Source organism: Bacillus sp. FSL H8-0492 (assembly GCF_038006145.1).
GTDB classification, from domain to species: domain Bacteria; phylum Bacillota; class Bacilli; order Bacillales; family Bacillaceae_G; genus Bacillus_A; species Bacillus_A mycoides.
The window spans coordinates 5099178-5121775 of the sequence record NZ_JBBOUP010000001.1; the positions used below are offsets into that span (position 1 = coordinate 5099178).

General features: G+C 38.5%; 25 protein-coding genes. 1 reads left to right on the forward strand and 24 read right to left on the reverse strand.

Annotated elements, in window-relative coordinates; translation table 11 throughout:
• Positions 1–2: 2 nt before the first annotated feature.
• The 5 genes from nuoH to nuoA are packed head-to-tail and all read right to left on the reverse strand — an operon-like array spanning position 3 to position 4457.
• A complete protein-coding gene (nuoH, locus tag MHH66_RS26400) occupies positions 3–1004 on the reverse strand; it encodes an NADH-quinone oxidoreductase subunit NuoH (protein WP_002068471.1) in 1002 nt (333 codons plus the stop codon).
• Positions 1004–2104: an NADH-quinone oxidoreductase subunit NuoD gene (gene nuoD / locus MHH66_RS26405; RefSeq protein ID WP_063219445.1), complete on the reverse strand. Its 1101-nt coding sequence runs from the start codon at positions 2102–2104 to the stop codon at positions 1004–1006. The genes nuoH and nuoD overlap by 1 nt, the downstream gene beginning before the upstream one ends.
• A gap of 3 nt (positions 2105–2107) precedes the next feature.
• Positions 2108–3583, reverse strand: coding sequence for an NADH-quinone oxidoreductase subunit C (locus tag MHH66_RS26410; RefSeq protein WP_078184884.1), 1476 nt, complete (start codon positions 3581–3583; stop codon positions 2108–2110).
• A complete protein-coding gene (gene nuoB / locus MHH66_RS26415) occupies positions 3580–4098 on the reverse strand; it encodes an NADH-quinone oxidoreductase subunit NuoB (RefSeq protein WP_002089729.1) in 519 nt (172 codons plus the stop codon). Before nuoB ends, MHH66_RS26410 begins: the two co-directional genes overlap by 4 nt.
• Positions 4089–4457 carry an NADH-quinone oxidoreductase subunit NuoA gene (gene nuoA, locus MHH66_RS26420; protein ID WP_000179270.1) on the reverse strand — a complete coding sequence of 123 codons (369 nt, stop codon included), beginning with the start codon at positions 4455–4457 and terminating at the stop codon, positions 4089–4091. The genes nuoB and nuoA overlap by 10 nt, the downstream gene beginning before the upstream one ends.
• A 306-nt stretch (positions 4458–4763) precedes the next feature.
• Here nuoA and MHH66_RS26425 point away from each other — a divergent pair, with 306 nt between their 5' ends.
• Positions 4764–7493: an EAL domain-containing protein gene (locus tag MHH66_RS26425; RefSeq protein ID WP_078184885.1), complete on the forward strand. Its 2730-nt coding sequence runs from the start codon at positions 4764–4766 to the stop codon at positions 7491–7493.
• Between the two features lies 1 nt (position 7494).
• On the opposite strand, the gene MHH66_RS26430 is transcribed toward MHH66_RS26425, so the two are convergent.
• From MHH66_RS26430 to MHH66_RS26520, 19 genes are all read right to left on the reverse strand, one after another.
• A complete protein-coding gene (locus MHH66_RS26430) occupies positions 7495–8163 on the reverse strand; it encodes a DUF975 family protein (protein ID WP_078184886.1) in 669 nt (222 codons plus the stop codon).
• 44 nt (positions 8164–8207) lie between these two features.
• Positions 8208–8993 (reverse strand): DUF975 family protein, encoded by a 786-nt coding sequence (locus tag MHH66_RS26435; protein ID WP_078184887.1) that lies wholly within the window; start codon positions 8991–8993, stop codon positions 8208–8210.
• Positions 8994–9309: 316 nt separating this feature from the next.
• Positions 9310–9711 (reverse strand): F0F1 ATP synthase subunit epsilon, encoded by a 402-nt coding sequence (atpC, locus tag MHH66_RS26440; protein WP_002016279.1) that lies wholly within the window; start codon positions 9709–9711, stop codon positions 9310–9312.
• A gap of 20 nt (positions 9712–9731) precedes the next feature.
• The gene (gene atpD / locus MHH66_RS26445) at positions 9732–11141 is read right to left on the reverse strand and encodes a F0F1 ATP synthase subunit beta (protein ID WP_002016281.1); all 1410 of its coding nucleotides are present in this window, start codon (positions 11139–11141) and stop codon (positions 9732–9734) included.
• A 367-nt stretch (positions 11142–11508) separates the two neighbouring features.
• Positions 11509–12369 (reverse strand): F0F1 ATP synthase subunit gamma, encoded by an 861-nt coding sequence (atpG, locus tag MHH66_RS26450; protein ID WP_002016283.1) that lies wholly within the window; start codon positions 12367–12369, stop codon positions 11509–11511.
• 289 nt (positions 12370–12658) lie between these two features.
• The gene (gene atpA / locus MHH66_RS26455) at positions 12659–14167 is read right to left on the reverse strand and encodes a F0F1 ATP synthase subunit alpha (protein WP_078184888.1); all 1509 of its coding nucleotides are present in this window, start codon (positions 14165–14167) and stop codon (positions 12659–12661) included.
• 11 nt (positions 14168–14178) lie between these two features.
• Positions 14179–14721 (reverse strand): F0F1 ATP synthase subunit delta, encoded by a 543-nt coding sequence (atpH, locus tag MHH66_RS26460; RefSeq protein ID WP_002130060.1) that lies wholly within the window; start codon positions 14719–14721, stop codon positions 14179–14181.
• On the reverse strand, positions 14718–15224 hold the full coding sequence (gene atpF, locus MHH66_RS26465; RefSeq protein WP_002016287.1) for a F0F1 ATP synthase subunit B: 507 nt from the start codon (positions 15222–15224) through the stop codon (positions 14718–14720). Before atpF ends, atpH begins: the two co-directional genes overlap by 4 nt.
• Before the next feature lie 129 nt (positions 15225–15353).
• On the reverse strand, positions 15354–15572 hold the full coding sequence (gene atpE, locus MHH66_RS26470) for a F0F1 ATP synthase subunit C (protein ID WP_000052064.1): 219 nt from the start codon (positions 15570–15572) through the stop codon (positions 15354–15356).
• A gap of 56 nt (positions 15573–15628) precedes the next feature.
• A complete protein-coding gene (gene atpB / locus MHH66_RS26475; protein WP_000399874.1) occupies positions 15629–16348 on the reverse strand; it encodes a F0F1 ATP synthase subunit A in 720 nt (239 codons plus the stop codon).
• 7 nt (positions 16349–16355) lie between these two features.
• Positions 16356–16748 carry an ATP synthase subunit I gene (locus tag MHH66_RS26480; RefSeq protein ID WP_002016288.1) on the reverse strand — a complete coding sequence of 131 codons (393 nt, stop codon included), beginning with the start codon at positions 16746–16748 and terminating at the stop codon, positions 16356–16358.
• Positions 16748–16972, reverse strand: coding sequence for an AtpZ/AtpI family protein (locus MHH66_RS26485; RefSeq protein WP_002089742.1), 225 nt, complete (start codon positions 16970–16972; stop codon positions 16748–16750). The genes MHH66_RS26480 and MHH66_RS26485 overlap by 1 nt, the downstream gene beginning before the upstream one ends.
• 26 nt (positions 16973–16998) lie before the next feature.
• Positions 16999–17112, reverse strand: a complete 114-nt coding sequence (locus tag MHH66_RS26490) for a DUF4024 domain-containing protein (RefSeq protein ID WP_033712414.1) — start codon at positions 17110–17112, stop codon at positions 16999–17001.
• 374 nt (positions 17113–17486) lie between these two features.
• The gene (gene upp / locus MHH66_RS26495) at positions 17487–18116 is read right to left on the reverse strand and encodes a uracil phosphoribosyltransferase (protein ID WP_002139017.1); all 630 of its coding nucleotides are present in this window, start codon (positions 18114–18116) and stop codon (positions 17487–17489) included.
• Positions 18117–18388: 272 nt separating this feature from the next.
• Positions 18389–19630, reverse strand: coding sequence for a serine hydroxymethyltransferase (glyA, locus tag MHH66_RS26500; RefSeq protein WP_002016291.1), 1242 nt, complete (start codon positions 19628–19630; stop codon positions 18389–18391).
• Between the two features lie 253 nt (positions 19631–19883).
• Positions 19884–20456, reverse strand: coding sequence for a TIGR01440 family protein (locus tag MHH66_RS26505; RefSeq protein WP_002130064.1), 573 nt, complete (start codon positions 20454–20456; stop codon positions 19884–19886).
• 66 nt (positions 20457–20522) lie between these two features.
• A complete protein-coding gene (rpiB, locus tag MHH66_RS26510; RefSeq protein WP_000869917.1) occupies positions 20523–20966 on the reverse strand; it encodes a ribose 5-phosphate isomerase B in 444 nt (147 codons plus the stop codon).
• 96 nt (positions 20967–21062) lie between these two features.
• The gene (locus tag MHH66_RS26515; protein WP_063219225.1) at positions 21063–21503 is read right to left on the reverse strand and encodes a low molecular weight protein arginine phosphatase; all 441 of its coding nucleotides are present in this window, start codon (positions 21501–21503) and stop codon (positions 21063–21065) included.
• A gap of 313 nt (positions 21504–21816) precedes the next feature.
• Complete coding sequence (locus tag MHH66_RS26520) at positions 21817–22314, reverse strand: PTS sugar transporter subunit IIA (protein WP_002016294.1); 498 nt, start codon at positions 22312–22314, stop codon at positions 21817–21819.
• Between the last annotated feature and the right edge of the window lie 284 nt (positions 22315–22598).

Here is a 22598-nt window from a genome sequence, read left to right on the forward strand (position 1 = left end):
GATTAGAAGAATAGCTCCTTAATCAATGCCGTTAAGAAAATATTTGCAAGTGCGATTGGTAATAATACTTTCCAACCAAACTCCATTAACTGGTCACCTCTTATGCGCGGGAACGTAACGCGGAACCAAATCAATAGAAAGACCACACTGCTGAATTTCAAAGCAAACCATACGGCTCCTGGAATAAACCCAAGGAACATAACTGGATTCCAGCCTCCTAAAAAGAGTACTGTAATTAAAGATGACATCCCGAAGAAATACACATACTCTGAAAGCATGAAAAACGCCCAGCGAAAACCTGAGTATTCCGTATGGTATCCTGAAACAAGTTCTGACTCCGCTTCGGGTAAATCAAACGGTGTCCTATTTAACTCTGCAACTGCAGCGATTAAGAAAATGACGAAACCGATTGGCTGTGCGAAAATGTACCATACCTTTTCCTGCGCCGCTACAATTTCATTCAAGTTAAGACTACCAGCTAACAAAACGACGCCAATTACACTCATCACAAGTGGAATCTCATAAGAAATCATTTGCGCTGCCGCACGCATCCCTCCTAAAAGGGAATATTTATTATTTGATGCCCATCCCCCAGTTACAACTCCGATCGTCGTAATCCCAGAAACCGCAATGTAATACAGTAATCCTACGCCAATATCCGCGAACTGAAATTTATCGGTAAATGGGATAACCGCAAGTACCATAAATGCTGGTGCGAATGCAATAACAGGCGCTAATATAAACAACGGTTTATCAGCAGCTTTCGGAATGCTATCTTCTTTTAATAATAGTTTCAAAACATCAGCTACCGTTTGGAGTAAACCGAACCGGCCCCCAACTTGGTTTGGCCCAATCCGTCCTTGCATAAATCCCATCACTTTCCGTTCTGCCAAAATACCGTATGTAACGAAGCCAAGGACTGCAAATAATAGAAGCACCGCTAACCCGAAAAAAATGAAGAAATTCGTCCAGCTTGAAGGTGATTGTAAGAGCGTCTCAATCATTAGCCGTCAACCTCCCCAAGTACAATATCAACCCCACCTAAAATCGTAATTAAATTGGCGATATTTTCACCTTTCAATAATTTCGGTAAGATTTGCAAATTATAAAAAGACGGTCTGCGAAATTTCAAACGGTACGGCTCTTTCTTTCCATCACTAGCAATATAACAGCCAATCTCTCCCCGCGGTGACTCTATACGGACGAACGCTTCTCCCTTAGGTGCTTTAATAATTTTCGGCACTTTCGCCAGCACAGCGCCGTCTTTCGGGAACTGCTCGGCTGCTTGCTCAATAATTTTCAATGACTCCTCAATTTCCTCCATCCGGCAAACGTAGCGATCCCAAGCATCTCCCGAGATCCCAACAGGAACATCAAAGTCAAAACGATCATAAATAGAATACGGCTCATCTTTGCGAAGATCAAAGCGGACTCCCGTGCACCGCAAATTTGCGCCGCTTAAAGAATACGAGATCGCCTCTTCCGCGCTATATACGCCAACGCCCCTCACACGATTTAAGAAAATTTCATTTCCGCTAACGAGGTCGTGGTAACCTGCCAATTGCTCTCTCATATACGGAACAAACTCTTTCACCTTTTCAATCCAGCCGTCTGGCGCATCCCACTTCACGCCGCCGACTCTCATATAGTTGAAAGTAAGCCTTGCACCGCACAATTCACTTAATAAATTTATAATCATCTCTCGTTCACGGAAGGCATATAAAAATGGACTAACCGCTCCTATATCAAGCAGGTTCGTTCCCCACCAGACGAGATGGCTCGCAACTCTCCCAAGCTCCATCGCAAGCACCCGTAAATATTCAGCACGCTCTGGAATCTCAAGATCCATCATCGTCTCTACAGCGTGGCAAAGGACGTAATTATTCGTCATTGCTGATAAATAGTCCATTCGATCTGTATACGGGATAATTTGTGTATATTGCAAGCTCTCAGCTATCTTTTCTGTTCCGCGATGCAAATATCCGATAACCGGTGTAGCCTCTTTAATAATTTCCCCGTCAATCTTAATCACAAGCCGAAACACACCATGTGTACTCGGATGCTGCGGCCCTACATTTAAGAGCATCTCTTCCGTACGGATCACAAGCTACACCTCCACATCATACGGTTCATAATCCTTCCTAAGCGGATACCCCACCCAATCATCCGGCATTAAAATGCGAGATAAATTAGGATGACCTTCAAATACAATACCGAGCAAATCATACGTTTCACGCTCCGGCCAATCTGCCCCTTTCCAAAGCGGCGTCACCGATTTTACTTGCGGCGCTTCCCTATCCAGCTTTACCTTCACTGCTACTGACTGTTTCTTTCCATATGAAAATAAATGAACGTATACTTCCATATGTGTCACAAAATCCGTCGCATGTAGCTCTGACATATAATCAAAAGCAAGTCCCTCATGGAATCGTAGCAATTCCATCACTTCATAATATTTCGAAGGCTCCGCCACAAGAGTTGGAACATCTTTTGAAAGCTTATTAATATAGGAATCTACTAATGCATATTCTCCTACCCTCTCCTTAACAACCTCCACATAGCGATTTAAATATGGTTGGTTAACTGATGGTTCCTCCTGCTGTGGTTCTTCCTCTATCTTATTTACAGCTCCCTTTGCCCTTGCTGCAGCAGCGGCTTTCGCTTTCGCGGCTGCTTTTGCCTTTGCTTTCTCATCTCCAGAATCCCCCTCACCTTGTGAGGCTTTCTGCTTCGCTAACGCTGCTGCTTTTGCTTTTGCAGCTGCTACAGCCTTTGCCTTCGCTTTGGCTTTTTCTTCGTCCGTTACTTCTTCTGATCCTTCTCGCTTTTGCTTCGCTAATACCGCTGCTTTTGCTTTTGCGGCTGCTGCAGCTTTCGCCTTCGCTTTGGCTTTTTCTTCGTCCGTTACTTCTTCTGATCCTTCTCGCTTTTGTTTCGCTAATGCCGCTGCTTTTGCTTTTACGGCTGCTGCGGCTTTCGCCTTTGCTTTAACTTTTTCCTCGTCCGTTACTTCTTCTGATCCTTCTCGCTTTTGCTTCGCTAATACCGCTGCTTTTGCTTTTGCAGCTGCTGCGGCTTTCGCTTTTGCTTTTGCTTTTGCTTTAACTTTTTCCTCGTCCGTTACTTCTTCTGATCCTTCTCGCTTTTGCTTCGCTAGTGCCGCTACTTTCGCTTTTGCAGCTGCTGCAGCTTTCGCCTTCGCTTTGGCTTTTTCTTCGTCCGTTACTTCTTCTGATCCTTCTCGCTTTTGTTTCGCTAATACTGCTGCTTTTGCTTTTGCGGCTGCTGCGGCTTTCGCCTTTGCTTTAACTTTTTCCTCGTCCGTTACTTCTTCTGATCCTTCTCGCTTTTGCTTCGCTAATACCGCTGCTTTTGCTTTTGCAGCTGCTGCAGCTTTCGCCTTCGCTTCTTCTACATTAACCCCTTTATCTTTTGGTAGCGCTTTCTCTTTTTCTCGATGTTCTCCTTCAAGTTTAGACATTTCCGCCCCATGTTTCGCAGCAAGACGTTTTCGCGCCTCCTCTTTCGCATGACGGGCTGCTTCTCTTTTCATACTTTCTAAGTCTTTATTTGGATCACTCATTTATTCGTCACCTGCTTCCCGGTCCTCGCCTCGTAACGAATTTTTTCTTTTAATTTATTAATTCCATAAATTAAAGCAGCAGGATTTGGAGGGCATCCAGGAATATACACATCAACTGGTACAATTTGATCTACACCTTTCACAACAGCATATGAATTCACATACGGACCACCGGCCGTTGCACAAGATCCCATCGCAATTACCCACTTCGGTTCAGGCATTTGATCATATAGGCGCCGAACAATAGGTGCCATTTTCTTCGTTACCGTTCCCGACACAATCATGACGTCCGATTGTCTTGGTGAAGTCCGAAAAAATGACCCAAATCGATCTAAATCGTAATGTGATGAGCCTACTCCCATCATTTCAATCGCACAGCATGCCAGTCCAAATGTCATCGGCCATAAAGAGTTGCTCCGCGCCCATCCCTTCAACTGCTCCAATGTAGAAAAAAAGATATTCCTTTCTAATTCCGCTCGCTCCTGTGGGTGTAATTCCTCAAAATTTATAACCATTGTAACACCTTCTTTTTCCAAGCATACGCTAATCCAACTAGCAACATCACAACAAAAATGAGCATTTCAATCAGTGCAAATAAACCAAGCTTGTCATATGCAACAGCCCATGGGTATAAAAATAAAGTTTCTACATCAAAGATGACGAACAATAAAGCGAAAATGTAATAACGAGCATGAAACCGAATATTTGCATCATGAAAAGGCTCAATTCCACTCTCATACGTCGTCGCTTTCGCTGCACTCGGTTTGTTTGGACGCAGCATTTTCCCTAATGTAAGAGCCACTACCGGCAGCAATATACCTAATAGCAAGAAAATCAAAACGATCATATAACTATTTTCATATACACTTGCCATTGTGAAACCCTCCCCCCTGAATTAAGAACAAGTTCACATAGTAAACAATATGTCTTACTTGCATCATTTATTATTTTTAAATTTTTCTAAATAATGCAACTATTTAATTCATTATAGCAAACTTCAAATTCCTATGTCGATATATTGGGAACAGAAACAACAATTAATACTTGCTGAGCAAATCTATTTTTACAACTCATTATAAATGTGTAAAATAAATATAGAAATTCTATATGTTTTCAAGCAATCATAAAAAACATAAACTACAAAAAGGTGGTTCTTATGTATATACAGTGGGTGATATAAATGAAAAAACAAACACATGTAAGTATTCTTATAAGCATTTCATTGTTGTATATAGCTATTCATTACGTATCAATGGCCTTTTTATATGAGTACGCACTCCCATTTCAAATATTAACTGGAATAAGTACCATATTAATTGATATTACAATTTGCAGTTATATATTTTATTTTTCAAATATAAAACAAGGGTTATCTCGTTTGTTTTGGATAACATTAACTATCGGATCCTTCTCTTATTTCATCGGCGATATAATAGTTGCTTATCAACGCTTAATTCTGCATGACTACTATACATTCGTTGATCCATCAGACTTTTTTTACTTATTATTTTTAGTTAGCTTTGCATTTGCCTTTCTATATGAAATTATTTATGGCCGAGATTTATTGGAACAGCTTTTTACGATATGTGATATTTGTATTATTGTTACTGCTCAATTTACTTTAAGCTACTATTTACTTATTGAAAGAACCATTCATATTTTTACAACATCATATATCGACATGTTTGTTCAACTCACGTATCCAATGGCTGATTTACTCTTTCTTTTAATAGGAATCAACCTTTTATTCAGACCATTATCCTTACTACCAAAGCAAGTTGGTGCTCTTCTTGGCAGTGCTTTAATTTTGTATGCTACTACAGATTCTATTTATGCTTATATAAAATACTTCCAGCCTGAGCACTCTATGTTCACAGTTGCTCCATTCTATCAAGTAACCTTATTATTGGTAGCAATCGCTTGTATACTTCACACAAAAGAGCCCGAAAAACAAGAACAAATATTACTAACGCCTCAATTTGGTGAATCAATCCGATTATCATTACCGTATATTTCTGTCGTGATGCTTATTGTTTTTATATTGGTCGAAAATGTTTTTGCACCTATCGTAGTAATTGGACTTATGGTAACTTTCGCCTTCGTTCTCATACGCCATACGTTAGTTCGAAGACAAAATAAAATATTATTGCTAGCACAAATGCAATTCAGTTTAGAACTCGAGAAACAAATCGAACTACGTACAGAAGATTTAGTAGAACAAAAAAATGAGTTATATCATAACCAACAAATGTTTAAATCTTTATATGAGCATCATCCAGATCCAATTTTCACATTAGATTTGTACGGTAATTTTCTCAATGTGAACAACGCTGGAACTACTTTACTCGGTTATCAAACGAATGAATTATTAAACCAACCATACTATTCACTTATGTATGAACAAGATTTGGAAGAAATCATTAATGCCTTTCATCACGTGAAAAAAGGGAAATCTATTTCTTTAGAAATACGGGCATATCATAAAAATAGAGATATTTACTACTTACATGTTACAGCTGTTCCCATCTTTTTAAAGGAACATATTTCTGGGGCCTATTTAATGATTAAAGATATTACAGAAAGCAAGCAGCAACAAGAGCAAATTAATTTCCTAGCATATCACGATACTTTAACGGAACTTGCGAATCGCCGTTCATTTCATCAACAGTTAGAAAAGGCAATTGCACGAGCAAAAATATCAAAAAGACCTTTTGCTGTTATGTTTCTCGATTTAGACCGTTTTAAAGTTATTAACGATACTCTCGGTCACCGGGTAGGAGATCTTCTTTTAATTGCTGTAGCAAAAAGACTAGAACGAATATCGACGTCAAATATGAAACTTGCTCGGTTAGCTGGAGATGAGTTCACAATTCTTATAGAAGATTATAAAGAAGATAGAGATGTACAAAAAATAGCCGATATGATTGTAATATCTATGAATGAGCCATTCGAAATTGAAAATCAACATTTACAAATCTCGCCAAGTATCGGGATTGCAATATACCCAGAAGCAGGCGAAGATCCGTTATCTATTTTACAACATGCTGATATGGCCATGTACGAAACCAAAAATAAAGGAAAGAATGGTAGCTCACTTTATACGAAAGAGTTATATAAAAAAATGGAGCGAAAAGCTCGAATTGAAAAAGATTTACCACTTGCTTTAGTAAATAAAGAATTCTTTCTCGTCTATCAACCACAAGTTGACATTACAACGAATAAAATCATCGGTGCCGAAGCTTTAATCCGTTGGAAACATCCACTATTAGGTGACATTTCACCATGTGAGTTCATTCCAATTGTGGAAGAGACTCCGCAGGTCATCCCACTTGGGCATTGGGTGCTACGAGAGTCTTGTCGTCAACTAAAAATATGGCAAAGTTTTGGATACACAAACTTAAAAATGAGTGTCAATTTATCAGCGAAAGAATTTCAACAAAATCAATTAATCGAAAATATTTCACAAATACTAAAGGACGTTAAAATTGACCCGAAAGATGTAACACTTGAACTAACAGAACGAATTGCGATGATTGATGAAAAAGAAACATTATCGAGACTAAAGCAATTAAAAGAATATGGTATTCAAACGTCCATTGATGACTTCGGTACCGGCTACTCTTCTCTTGCTTATTTATCAATTTTCCCTATCGATACATTAAAAGTACCAAAAGAATTTACACAACTAGCCGATCATCGGCCTGAAGAAAGAGCCATCGTTTCCACTATCCTTTCCCTTGCAAATACTTTAAATCTCTCTGTCGTTGCTGAAGGAATTGAAACAGAAAAACAGCTTAAGTTTCTGCAAAAAAACAACTGTAAATACATGCAAGGTTACTATTTCAGTAAACCTCTAACAAGTAAACAGTTTATAAAGTTCCTACAAAAAACACCCAGTATGAACCAATAGTTCACACTGGGTGTTTTTTAAAGTGTCGGAATTTTTTTTCGTAATATTCTTCTGCAATCTCTTCGTAAAAAGCTGCTGTCGTTGTATAAAAATATGGAATCAACCATAAAAATCCAATCCCTAATGTAATACAACTTAATATAAACCAACCAATAAAACTTAAACATAAAATGAAATACTCCATCTTATGTCCAGCCATCATACGACGACTTTCTGTAATAGCTTGATTTATTGAATACTCAGGATGATCATTTATAATAAAATACGTCATCGCATAAGAAAATGATTTAATAATGCCCGGAATAATAAATAGTAAGCACCATAAGAAAATATAAATGTTTACTACTATATATAATAAAAATGACTTTATAAACTTACTTCCTTCCGTAAACCATCTGAATATATGCCCAATACGCGCTTCTTTTTCACGAATTATATATAGTGCTAAACAATAACCACCTAGCGTTAATGGACCTACCATCAATATTGTAATAACATCTACTGAAAGTGAGTTATCTACTTCTTTCCAATCCCAAACCTGAGAGAAAATGAAATCAACACTAAAACTAAAAGCTGAAATAAGAATCGAAATAAGTAATGTTGCCCCAACAGCTAAGCTCCATTTTCCTTCTAGTGAATCTAGTGCTTCTCCTTTTAAATCACTAATCATAATTAGCCTCCAATACGTAATAATTCTATTAGTATAGCATGTTCCTACTGCAATTCACCTTTTGCAATATAGCGATAAAAATGTGCTGTCGTTGTACCTACATATGGACTAAGCCAAAGTAATCCTATTCCAAGAGTAAGAATCGCTAAAATAGCCCATCCTATGAAGCTAAGCCATAAAAGAAATAAATCTAGTTTATGTCCCTTCATAACGTTCTTACTTTCTCTCATTGCTTGTGAAACGCTATAATTTGGATTTTCAACCATAACATAATACGTCATCGCATAAGAAAAATACATCACAATCATTACAACAATCGAAATAGCTAATAGTACAAAGAAAGCAATTGTTAACGATACATTCCCTTCCTCACCAAAAAACGCGAATACACCTAGTAACAACATCGGAATCCACGTACCTGTATATAACAAAATCGCAAGCATAGCCCACATTGTTTTCATCATTCTTTTAAAGCCACGAAATCCTTCAAATAAATAATCTACTCTAGCATCTTCTCGTTTACTAATTTGTAGCAACACATTCGTATAACCGTATGATGTAATACCATAAGATGCATTACTCAAAATGATCATTATGCAATAAAAAATTCCAAATGTAATACCTGCCCCGACTGATATCGCCTCCTCTTCAATTGAACCCGCTAAACCAACAACTAAGAAAAATATAATAATTCCTGGAATTAAAAGTATAAGCATTGCAGCCATTGAAACAACATAACTTAAAATAATATGTAAAATCGTTGATCCAACACCTAGTCCCCATTTTCCCTTTAAAGAGTACAATGCTTCTCGTTTCATTTCACCGATCATTTGTTCATCTCCTTTATGAAATATAAATTGTTATATATTCTCTACTTATACAAACAACAATATAATTATACCAATTTTGTCAGTTTATTCTATATATTGAATTGAGTTTCAGTTTCGACATTTAAATAAAACACATCTATACATAACAAAAAACGAACCTGCAGTTCTTTTTATTTCTTGATTTTCACTTGGCATAGGGCAAAAAAAGGCTCTGACGGCTAAATGCTCTCTCCTACCTAAAGAGAGGCATTTTTTCCCCTTTTTATTTATATCCATAACAAAAAATCCGCAAAGGCAAGAGCCCTTACGGATTTTTTTACTTCATATCAGAAACGTTTAAACGGTTCACAGCACGCTGCAAGGCCATTTCTGCACGTCTAAAGTCAACATGCGCTTGTTTATCTTGCATACGTTGCTCAGCGCGACGTTTCGATTCATTTGCACGATGGATATCGATATGGTTTGCTTCTTCAGCAGATGATGATAACACAGTTACTTTATCTGGACGAACTTCGATAAAGCCACCGCTTACTGCTACATAATCAGTGTGCCCACCATTTTTCAGACGAACCGCACTAATTTTTAAAGGTGCAACAGTTGGAATGTGACCTGGTAAGATCCCCATTTCCCCACTCTCTGCTTTTACGCTTACCATTTCTACTTCTTTTTCGTAAACCGGTCCATCAGGAGTTACAATACTGACTGGAAATGTCTTCATAATTCGTCCCTCCTAAGGCCTTACGCCATCATTTTCTTCGCGTTTTCAATAACTTCTTCAATGCTACCAACAAGACGGAACGCATCTTCTGGAAGGTCATCATATTTTCCTTCTAGAATTTCTTTGAAACCACTAACTGTATTTTTTACAGGTACGTAAGAACCTTTTTGACCTGTAAACTGTTCAGCTACGTGGAAGTTTTGTGATAAGAAGAATTGAATACGACGAGCACGATGTACAACTAACTTATCTTCTTCAGATAACTCATCCATACCTAAGATAGCGATGATATCTTGAAGCTCTTTATAACGCTGTAAAGTTTGCTGTACTTGACGAGCTACTCCATAATGCTCTTCTCCTACGATTTCTGGAGAAAGCGCACGAGATGTAGATGCTAATGGATCTACGGCTGGGTAAATACCCATTTGTGTTAAACGACGCTCTAAGTTTGTTGTTGCATCTAAGTGAGCGAACGTTGTAGCTGGTGCTGGATCCGTATAGTCATCGGCTGGTACGTATACCGCTTGGATAGACGTGATAGATCCTTTATTTGTAGATGTAATACGCTCTTGTAATTGACCCATTTCTGTTGCAAGTGTTGGCTGGTAACCTACCGCAGATGGCATACGACCAAGAAGGGCAGATACTTCAGAACCCGCTTGCGTGAAACGGAAGATGTTATCGATGAACAATAGTACATCTTGTCCTTGCTCATCACGGAAATGTTCAGCCATTGTTAAACCTGTTAATGCAACACGTTGACGTGCTCCAGGTGGCTCGTTCATTTGTCCGAATACCATCGCAGTTTTCTTAATTACGCCAGAATCGCTCATTTCGTGGTATAAGTCGTTACCTTCACGAGTACGCTCACCTACACCAGCGAATACAGAGATACCACCGTGCTCTTGTGCGATGTTGTTAATTAATTCCTGAATTAATACTGTTTTACCTACACCGGCACCACCGAATAGACCGATCTTACCACCCTTAATGTAAGGAGCAAGTAAGTCTACTACTTTAATACCAGTTTCAAGAATTTCTACTTTAGTAGATAACTCTTCGAATGCAGGCGCTTGACGGTGAATTGGATCACGACGTACATCCGCAGGAACATCACCATCTAAGTCAATTGCATCACCTAATACGTTAAATACACGACCAAGTGTTACATCACCAACTGGTACAGAGATTGCTTTACCAGTATCTTCTACTTCTGTGCCACGAACAAGTCCATCTGTGGAAGACATTGCAACTGTACGAACTGTGTCATCACCTAAATGAAGTGCAACTTCAAATGTTAAGTTAATGCTTGCTCCGTTTTCGTTGCTTTGTTTTACCGTAAGGGCGTTGTAGATTTCTGGTAGCTTTCCGCCATCAAACTTAACGTCTACAACCGGACCCATGATTTGCGTAACGCGCCCTTTATTCATCGGGTTCCCTCCTAGCTTTCTTTTAATTAGCCAGCTTTCTAAGAGAAGTCGGCTTTTAATTTTTATTAGTTTATAGCTTACGCGACTCTCCAGTTCTGGACGAACCGCTTCCGCTTTTTATTGAATCTAGTTCCAGCGGCTAGAACAGTCGGTCATTTCGCGCCTTCCTACGAGGCCAAAAGCGCCTCTTCGTCAGGAGCTCCAATGCCCTCCTGTTCTGGACGAGCCGCTTCCGCTTTTTATTGAATCTAGCTCCGGTGGCTAGAAGGGTCGGTCATTTCACCCCTTCCTACGAGGCAAAGAACGCCTCTTTGTCAGGAGTTCCAATGCCCTCCCCTTCTGAGCAAGCCACCTACGCTTTTTAATACTATTCTAACGCTGCTACTCCACCAACGATTTCCGTAATTTCTTGCGTAATCGCTGCTTGACGCGCACGGTTGAATGAAAGTGTAAGTGAATCGATAACTTCCATTGCGTTGTCTGTAGCACTCTTCATTGCTGTCATACGCGCCGCGTGCTCACTTGCTTTACCGTCTAGTAATGCACCGTACACTAAGCTTTCTGCGTATTGTGGCAATAATACTTTTAAAATTTCTTCTTCAGAAGGTTCGAATTCATAAGCTGTCGTCGGTTTATCAGACGCCACATCCGTAAGCGGTAAAATTTTATTTTCCGTTACTTCTTGTGAAATTTTACTTACATAATGATTGTAGTAAATATACAGCTCATCATAAGCACCATCTGCGAACATCGCAATTGCTCGAGAAGCAATATCTTTAATATCAGTAAATGATGGGTGGTCAGATAATCCAACTACTTCATCAATGATGTTAAAGCCGCGACGTTTTAAATAATCACGTCCTAGTCGTCCAAGCACAATAATTGAATATTGGTTTGAATCCATATTATGACGTTCACGAATTACGTTACTTACTGTACGTAATACGTTACTGTTATAACCACCTGCTAGTCCGCGATCAGATGTAATAACGATGTACCCTGTACGCTTTACAGGACGCGCATTTAGCATTGGATGATTAATCCCTTTACTTCCTTGCGCAATGCTCGCTACTACTTCTTGAATCTTTTCCATATACGGAACGAAAGATTTAGCATTTTGTTCTGCACGGTTTAACTTAGATGCAGATACCATCTCCATCGCTTTCGTAATTTGACTCGTTTTCTTTGTCGAGTTAATCTTCGCTTTTATATCGCGTAAAGATGCCACAGGTTTTCACCACCTTTTTTCCGGAAGTTGGCACGATTAGTAAGAATCCTCTTCCTAATCTACGTTGCAAGATATTCTTGCTCATGATTGAAGGAAAAGAATAGGTGCACCTACTCTTTTCCTTTACATAACCGTCAGCAATCTCAAAGTTTGAGATGCCTTTATATTATCTAGCTCCAGCGGCTTGAATGCTCGGTGACTTCACTTCTTCCTACGAGGCAAAGACCGCCTCTTCGTCAGAAGCTCCATCCCCCTCACATTCAGAACGAGCCGCTTCCGCTTTTATTTATTATTCAGAAGCTACGAATACTTTTTTAAATCCGTTAATTGCTGCTGCAAATTTGTCGTCATCCGCAAGTTTCTTAGTTGTGCGAATTTCGCTTAATAAGTCAGTTGCATTTGAATCTAACCAAGCATGGAATTTTTCTTCAAAACGAGTGATATCTACTACTGGGATATCATCTAGGAATCCACGTGTTAAAGCGTAAAGAATGATAACTTGTTTCTCTACACGTAACGGTTTGTGTAATCCTTGTTTTAATACCTCAACTGTACGAGCACCACGGTTTAATTTCGCTTGTGTTGCTTTATCAAGGTCAGAACCGAACTGAGCGAACGCTTCTAACTCACGATAAGATGCAAGGTCAAGACGAAGTGTACCTGACACTTTACTCATCGCTTTAATCTGAGCTGATCCACCTACACGAGATACAGAAGTACCCGCATCGATTGCTGGACGTACGCCAGAGAAGAATAGGTCAGATTGTAAGAAGATTTGTCCATCCGTAATAGAAATTACGTTTGTTGGGATGTAAGCTGATACGTCCCCTGCTTGTGTTTCGATGAAAGGTAGTGCAGTTAAAGAACCGCCGCCTCTTGCATCACTTAATTTTGCTGCACGCTCTAATAAGCGAGAATGTAAGTAGAATACATCCCCTGGATATGCTTCACGACCTGGAGGACGACGTAATAGTAATGAAAGCTCACGGTAAGCCGCTGCTTGTTTTGATAAGTCATCATATACTACTAATACGTGTTTACCATTGTACATGAACTCTTCACCCATTGTTACACCAGCGTAAGGAGCTAGGTATAATAATGGAGCTGGTTGAGAAGCTGATGCAGTTACAACGATTGTGTAATCTAATGCACCGTGCTTACGTAGTGTTTCTACTACGTTACGTACTGTTGATTCTTTTTGTCCGATAGCTACATAGATACAAATCATATCTTCATCTTTTTGGTTAATGATCGTATCAAGTGCAACTGCTGTTTTACCTGTTTGACGGTCACCGATGATTAACTCACGTTGACCACGGCCAATTGGTACAAGAGCATCGATCGCTTTAATACCTGTTTGAAGTGGTTCATGAACAGATTTACGATCCATTACACCTGGTGCTGGACTTTCGATTGGACGAGTGTTTGTTGTATTGATTGGGCCTAAACCATCAACTGGTTGACCTAATGGGTTTACAACACGACCGATTAGTTCTTTTCCTACTGGTACTTGCATGATGCGACCAGTACGACGAACTTCGTCACCTTCACGGATTTCTGTGTAAGGTCCTAAAATAATGATACCTACGTTGTTTTCCTCTAAGTTTTGTGCTAGTCCCATAACGCCATTAGAGAACTCTACAAGTTCACCAGCCATAACGTTATCAAGACCATGAGCACGCGCAATACCGTCACCAACTTGGATAACTGTACCAACATCACTAACTTCGATTTCAGACTGATAGTTCTCGATTTGTTGCTTTATCAGTGCGCTAATTTCTTCAGCTCTGATGCTCATGTGCTTCACCCCTATCTATTCTTCATTAATTCACGCTGAATACGTGCTAATTTTCCTTGTAAGCTTCCGTCGTAAATGCGATTTCCAATGCGTACTTTAATGCCGCCTAGTAAATCTTCATCCACAACATTTTTCACGCGAATTGCATCTTTTCCTGTTTTTTTTGCAAATGCTTCTGCAATGTTAAGTTTTTCTTCTTCCGATAGAAGACGAATAGAATATACAGTTGCATCCGCTACGTTACGTTCTTCATTAGCAAGAACAACATATTCATTTGCAATTTCAGGTAGGATATCAATACGCTTGTTATCAATTAAAATATATAACGTATTTAAAATAGATTCAGAAACAGATGCGAATACGTTTGCAAGAAACGTTTTCTTCTGCTCTTTTGAAATGTTCGGTTGCGTTAAAAAGCTATGTAGTTCTCCGTTCTTTGTAAAAACGTTTTGTACAAGGCGTAATTCCTCTTCAAACATTTCTAATACGTGTTTTTCTTTTGCAATTTTGAAAAGAGCGACAGCATAACGTTTTGCTACAATCCCATTGCTCATCGCGCTTCTCCTACTTCTTTAATATAATCGCGAATTAACTTCACTTGATCTTCTTCTTTTAATTCTTTTTCAATTACTTTAGAAGCAATATGAACAGATAAAGAAGCAACTTGTTCTTGTAAAGCAGCAATCGCTTGCTCTTTTTCGCGTTGAATTTCTTGTACAGCAGATGTTTTAATTGATTCTGCTTCTTCTTTCGCAGCAGCAACAATAACATCCTTTTGATCTACAGCTTGTTTCTTCGCTCTTTCGATTAACTCTTGTGCTTCAACACGCGATTGTTTTAACATTTCACGTTGTTCTTCTACTAATTTCTTCGCTTCAGCATTACTTCTTTCTGCAGCGTCGATTTCATTAGTAACATGCTCTTCACGTTCTTTCATAATTCCCATTAAAGGACCCCACGCGAATTTGCGTAGCATTACTAATAGAAGTAAGAAAATGAACAATGTATAAGCAATCGTTCCAAATGGAATGGAAGCCCCTAATAATAAAGTTGGCACAAGGATTCACTCCCTTCAAAATATCTAAATTGATCATATGAAAAAAAAAGACATACGTTTCGTTCATAAAGCAATGGCGAAGAAAGTTCGGAAAAACACTCTTCGCCATCTATGTAAGGGGAGTCTCCCTTATTTGTTCATTACGATGAAAGCAATAACTACACCGATAATTGGAAGTGCCTCAACTAATGCAACCCCGATGAACATAATTGTTTGAAGTGCGCCTTTTAATTCTGGTTGACGAGCAACACCTTCGATTGTACGTGATACGATAAGACCGTTACCAATACCTGCACCTAATGCTGATAAACCAATTGCAATTGCAGCTGCGATTACACCTAAACTCATTTAATTTGTCCTCCTTTGTATTATAAAAAAATAAATTTTTTCTTACTTAAATTATATTAATGGTCATGGCTTACTTTATGAGCCATATAAACCATCGTTAACATTACGAAAATAAATGACTGGATTGAACCAACGAATACGCTGAATCCCATCCATGCTAACATCGGTACAAGTGCACCTAATGCTCCTAAGAATGATGCCCCGCCTAACTTAGCAAGTAATCCTAATAAGATTTCACCTGCGTAAATGTTACCAAATAAACGAAGACCTAACGTTAATGTGTTAGCAAACTCCTCAATAACCTTTAATGGGAATAAGAATTTCATAGGTTGGAAATAACCTTTAACATATTCTTTCGTACCCTTCATCTTAATTCCATAATAATGGGTGAGGGTAACTACCATCACGGCTAATGTTAATGCAACTGCTGGATCAGACGTTGGTGATCTCCACCATGCAATATGTTCGCCAGCCTCAACTGTTGAATACATGAATGGTAAACCAAGGAAGTTCGATACGATGATAAACATGATAAGCGTAACGCCAAGCGTTAAGAAACGTCCACCTGTTTTCCAATCCATCGTACTATTGATAATCCCTTTCACGAAGTCAAACACCCATTCCATGAAATTTTGCATCCCGGTTGGGCGAAGCGCTAAGCTGCGAGTTCCGATAACAGCGATTAAGAAAACAATAACTGCTGCTACAGTAACCATCATAACTGATGACAAATCGAACGTTAAACCTAGAAATTCAACTAATTTACCGTGTTCCACTAGTAATTCACCTCTCTTCCCTGCTCGTATACTCTAAATAAAGAAAATCTATGATCATGACAAGGTATCCTGTCAGCAATCCTACACCTAAGCCCCACATCGCAATTAACTCTTGATATTTGGCTGCAAATAAAATTAATAACCCAATCGTGGCGAATCTTGAATATGTACTTACCGCTGTCGCCTTAAACTTCACGTTTTCTCCATTTGTTACGCGATCTAATAGCTTGTCTGTTCTACGTGCAATGATGCGCAAACTAAGAAAACTGAAAATCGTTCCGATAATCAGCCCAAGAAATACATCCTTGTAAGAGGTAATTCCCCATCCTAGCACTAGAAGCGCAAGCAAGTAGTACATATATTTCTTTTGTCGTTGGACAAGTCCATGTACGTCTATCATCATTGCTCTCCCGAATAGTAATGTTGAATGAGTCGAATCATTGCGTATACCCCTGTTCCTAACCCGAGTAATAACCCTATAATAAGAAACAACGGAAACGTTCCAACCTTATTATCAATCCATTGCCCACCAAAGATTCCAATAAGAATAGAACCAACTAACTGAGCAAGTATTCCTGACATTAAAGCATACGCTTTTATATGGCTGCGATCGTTTTTTTGCAAGGATTCATCCCTCCAATATGTAACCCTCATTCACGATGTGTTAATAATAACTCATTTTTCTGCATAAATTCTATACAAAATAAAAAGTTTACATTTTCGTCACGGAATAGATGTATTTTTGTCACTGAAAGCCCTACCATCTATCCCCGTTGTTAGCATACAATAGGGTATTAACAGTGTCAACGAGAAATCGTAAAAAATCAAAAAATTTGAGTATTAGGCATTTCCTCCCAAAAATGAAAACGTTCCCCTTCTAAATACTGGTTAGAGATATGCAATTTCTAACAGTTTTCTCTTTATAATAGAAGAAAATGTTCACAAGTTTGTCACTATTATATTTTTAAGATATAGCGCTTTCCTTCCATAATATAGTGTCCCCGAGACGTAAGACTTCTATATTATATGTGATGTGTATATAACTTATGTTGTATATACCCTGTATATTTATCTCCCCCTCCCCCGTGCGCTGAGGGCGAAAAAAAACGAGAGGGGAATCCCCCTCTCGTCTGTTGTCTTACTTCGTTCCGAATAAACGGTCACCAGCATCACCAAGACCTGGAACTACATAACCATGGTCATTTAACTTCTCATCTAATGCTGCTACATAAATATCAACATCAGGATGCTCTTCCTGCACTACTTTTACTCCTTCTGGAGCAGCTACGATACACATTAATTTAATTTGCTTTGCACCGCGCTTTTTCAGAGAATTAATTGCTTCAGCCGCAGAACCACCTGTTGCTAGCATCGGATCTAGTACGATAAAGTCACGCTCTTCTACATCCGTTGGAAGTTTCACATAGTATTCTACCGGTTGCAATGTTTTAGGGTCACGGTATAAACCAACGTGTCCTACTTTTGCTGCTGGAATTAATTTCAGAATTCCATCAACCATTCCTAAACCTGCACGTAAAATCGGAATTAAACCAAGTTTTTTACCAGCGATCACTTTTGTTGTCGCTTTGCTTACAGGCGTTTCAATTTCAATGTCTTGAAGTGGAAGGTCACGAGTAATCTCGAAAGCCATTAAGCTTGCTACTTCGTCCACTAATTCACGAAAATCTTTCGTACCTGTATTCTTATCGCGAATATATGTAATCTTATGTTGAATTAACGGGTGATCAAATACATACAGTTTTCCCATGTGAATCTCTCCTTTAGATGATATTCATGCGTTTACACGCTTCTTTACACTATTTACGATTGTAAAGAAAACGCTACTAATATTCAAGGGCAAATTTGGCAAAATCATGATTTTGCGATGAATCTATCTAGTATCTTTACCAATTATGGGAGCTGTATCCTTCATTATATCGCCAAAATTTATTCATCATTTGTATACATACTTTAAAAATAATATATGTCCACAAAAAAGACTGCCAAAACAATTACGTTTCAGCAGTCTTTTTCAATCTATTATAGATCTGTATACATTGGGAATTTGCTCGTTAACGCTTCTACACGCTTACTTGCTTCTTCTAATGCAACTTCATTCTCATGATTTTTTAATGTATAAGCAATAAGTGCCGCAATTTCATCCATTTCTTCTAAACCGAAACCACGAGATGTTACAGCTGCTGTACCGATACGTACGCCGCTTGTTACAAATGGGCTTGCTGTTTCAAATGGAATTGTATTTTTGTTCACTGTAATACCAACTTCATCTAATACGTGCTCTGCTACTTTACCTGTAATTTCTAAGTTACGAACATCAATCAAGATTAAATGATTGTCTGTTCCACCAGAAACAAGTGTAAGTCCTTCTTTTTGAAGACCTTCAGCTAAGCGGTTCGCATTATTAATGATATGTTGTGCATATGTTTTAAACTCATCTTGTAGTGTCTCACCAAATGCAACAGCTTTTGCAGCAATTACGTGCATAAGTGGGCCACCTTGAATACCAGGGAAGATTGATTTATCAATTTGTTTTGCAAATTGCTCTTCACATAAAATCATACCACCACGTGGACCACGTAATGTTTTATGTGTTGTCGTTGTAACGAAATGTGCATGTGGTACTGGGTTTGGATGTAAACCAGCAGCTACTAAACCAGCGATATGTGCCATATCAACCATAAAGTATGCACCCACTTCATCTGCAATCTCACGGAATCGTTTGAAATCGATAACACGAGGATATGCACTTGCACCTGCAACGATTAATTTTGGTTTATGTTCTTTCGCTTTTGCTAATACATCATCGTAATTAATACGGTGAGATTCAGCATCCACGCCATATTCTACGAAATTATATTGTACTCCACTGAAGTTAACAGGGCTTCCGTGTGTTAAGTGACCACCATGAGATAAATTCATGCCAAGTACTGTATCGCCTTGCTCTAAAATCGTGAAGTATACTGCCATGTTCGCTTGTGCACCAGAATGTGGTTGAACATTTACATGCTCTGCGCCAAAAATTTCTTTCGCGCGATCACGTGCGATATCTTCTACTACGTCTACGTGTTCACAACCACCATAGTAACGTTTTCCAGGATATCCTTCAGCATACTTATTCGTTAGAACAGAACCTTGCGCCTCCATTACTGCTTCACTTACGAAGTTTTCCGAAGCAATTAACTCGATCTTTGAACGCTGTCTTCCTAGTTCTGCCTCAATTGCAGCAAATACCTTTTCATCTTGACGTTTTAAATGATTCACCAAAATCCCCCTTTTCTGAACGAATTACATCAATTCCCAATAGTTTTTTCTCATTTATTCAGAAAAAACGAAAATTCAGGTTGTAATTCTTTCGAACCTTCATGTTTTCAACTACATTCTAACATGACTTTCTATATCATAAAAGAAAAAAAAAGACCAAAATTGGTCTTTTCTTTCTTCTATTATAAAGTCAGACCACATACCTTTTACCTTTCGATATACAGCTGTTATAAGACTTTATAATTTTTCATGTTTAACGGCAAGGAATAGCTTCTTCATTTGCCGCATAAACGGCACGTGCTCCACCTATTAGTTTCCCACGTGTTTTCGCCATCGTTACATGCGCACTTCCTATTTCCTTCACACTTGTACGAACCGGTACAGCTACATGCTTTAAATGCATACCGATAAATGTATCGCCGATATCCATTCCTGCATCTGCTTTAATAAACTCAATTACTACCGGATCTTTAAAATTGTGATACGCATACGTCGCTAATGCACCACCTGCTGATCTAACAGGCGTAACTGTTACAATTTCAAATTGATATTTCATCGCTACATCTCTCTCAACTACTAAAGCACGATTTAAATGCTCACAACATTGAAACGCCAATTCAATACCTGTTCTCTCTTGAAATTGTTTTAACTCAGAAAAAATCGCCTCAGCCACTTCCATCGTTCCTGATGTTCCAATTCTTTCACCTAGCACTTCGCTCGTGCTACACCCCACTACAAAAATTTGACCACTTTGCAGCGTGGCTTGTTCTTGGAAATCAGAAAGCGACATTTGTAGCTGTTCTCTTACCTTTACGATTTCTGTCATTACGCCTCTTCCTTTCACAGGTTGGTTCACCAAATTATATTTCATACTACTTATAGTTAGAATCTATTACTTTGTTTCGTACGTTTTAATTTTTCCTACTCGGTTTTCGTGACGGCCACCTTCATAGTCAGTTGTTAGCCAAATTTTCGCGATATCACGCGCTAGACCAGCTCCAATTACACGCTCGCCCATCGCTAACATGTTAGTGTCATTATGCTCTCTCGTCGCTTTCGCACTGAAAGTATCATGAACTAATGCACAACGAATACCATTTACTTTGTTTGCTGCGATTGACATACCAATGCCTGTCCCGCAAACTAAAATACCACGATCCACTTCACCATTCGCGACCATTTCTGCTGCTGGAAACGCAAAATCAGGGTAATCAACAGAACCAGCTTCACATTCACAACCTAAATCAATATATTCAATATTTAATTCTTCTAATAAACTTACAAGTTCTTTACGGATATTCATACCGCCGTGATCAGATGCTACTACTACTTTCATTTTTACCCCTCCGAAGTTTCAATCAATTATCTTCATTTCACACTCGCTACCTTAATGGAACAAAGTGATCTCCAATATCGTATTATACACGAAACATCAACCTTCTGAATGTTTTTTCAGTAAAGTTTGTACAAGTTTTTCCATCTCTTCTAACGTTTCTTTATAAATAGAAAGCGATCCGCCAAATGGATCTGAAATATCCTTACTTATACCCTTAGTTAATCCATATAATGTATCCAATTTCTTTTCCACGCTCGGATAATACCCAAGTACAATTTGCTTATGGTTTTCCGTCATTGTTACTACAATATCCGCCCAATCAACCAAAGTATCGTTTACCTGCTGCGCGGCATGATCGATTACAATTCCTTTTTCAGCTAAAGCTTCCTTTGCATGTATCGACACATCGCTTCCAGGATAGGCGAAAACACCAGCAGATTGCACTTCAAATTTACCTTCTCCATAATGATGAAGCAAAGCCTCAGCCATCGGACTACGGCATGTATTTCCAGTGCAAACAAATAACACCCGTTTCATCTAAACCCACCCCTTTTTTTCTGTTTCCTACATTTATCCCGATTGGTGAAGGCTAATAATCAGCGAGGGATGAACACCCTCCACTGATTAAAGTTTCACTTTATCATAGCGTACATTAGAATAGAACAAAAGAAATGTGAATATACGAAAGGCGCATTTCTCTTATATTTTTTCTAAGAAAAATGCGCCTTATCCACATATATGTGAAACCCTATTTCCAAGTGCCCAAAGTATTTTATCATACATAATGAACACACTACAAAACAAAATAAGGAATCCATTTCATACGAAACAGATTCCTTTCATACAATAATTATTTCATTGTAACTTTCATTACTTCTGTTGAACCTTTTGTAGCTGTTACACCTACAGTTGTCTTAATAGACTCAGCTGCATCTGTGTTTGTAATAACGATTGGAGTAATTGTGCTTTTCGCTTTTTCACGAATTAATTCTAAGTCGAATGAGATTAATTTATCTCCAGCTTTTACAGCTTGTCCTTCAGAAACGTGAGCTTCGAAACCTTCACCTTCCATTTTTACAGTTTCTAATCCAACGTGGATTAAAATTTCTGTACCGTTTTTCGCTTTAATTCCAATAGCATGTTTCGTGTGGAATAATTGTACGATTTCACCATCAACTGGAGATACAACTACACCTTCAGTAGGATCGATTGCAACACCGTCACCCATCATACGACCAGCGAATACTGGATCTGGTACTTCTTCAATATTTTTCACTGCTCCAGTTAATGGAGCTACGATTGTTTCTTCATTTGTTTTTGAACCAAAACCGAATAATTTTTTAAACATAGGATAGTCCTCCTTATAATTTACCTAAAAGTTTATAGGGCAATCTCTATTCAAGATCGAAATACATGTAAGACTTCATACTTCGAATGTTATACTGTAAAAACGCTTTCGAAATAAATTATACCATTACTACTAGACTCTTATTGTAGCGCTTCACAAAATTCCAGTCAATTCTGATTGTCTGAATAACAATAGGAAGTTAACTTCTACTTATATTTTCTCTTTTTTTCACTTACTTGTCTAGAGGTCTTTACTACATTTTATTTTTTGTTGTTAATTTGTAA